This is a genomic window from Flavobacterium sp. RHBU_24 (assembly GCF_046613695.1).
In the GTDB taxonomy this organism is placed as follows: Bacteria; Bacteroidota; Bacteroidia; order Flavobacteriales; family Flavobacteriaceae; genus Flavobacterium.
Window position 1 is genome coordinate 1 of sequence record NZ_JBKJHD010000072.1, and the last position, 267, is coordinate 267.

Annotated in this window: 1 protein-coding gene; it reads right to left on the reverse strand. The window is 46.4% G+C overall.

Annotated features, from left to right (window positions below):
* The coding region (locus ACLI09_RS18120; RefSeq protein ID WP_411421049.1) for a hypothetical protein at positions 1-267 on the reverse strand (267 nt) is incomplete at both ends.

Below are 267 nucleotides of genomic sequence, written 5' to 3' on the forward strand. Positions count from 1 at the left end.
AATAGGGTCTACCGGCCAATAGCCCTGTACATACGCGGTGCCGTTGAAGGCATAGTCATATATATAAAAACGGTTGTTAGAGGTACCCATAGAGAACGTGCGCAGTGTTTGGCCCGTTATCGGCGCAGACCACAGGGTGTAGTCCAGCCTGTAAAGCGGGTTAGTAAACTTATGGAATATAATTTTACCAAAGTTCTCATTTGTTGTGGCAGCAGCACCCTGTACTATGGCGCCATCGTTTTGTACTATTATGTTAGGTGTAGTGCC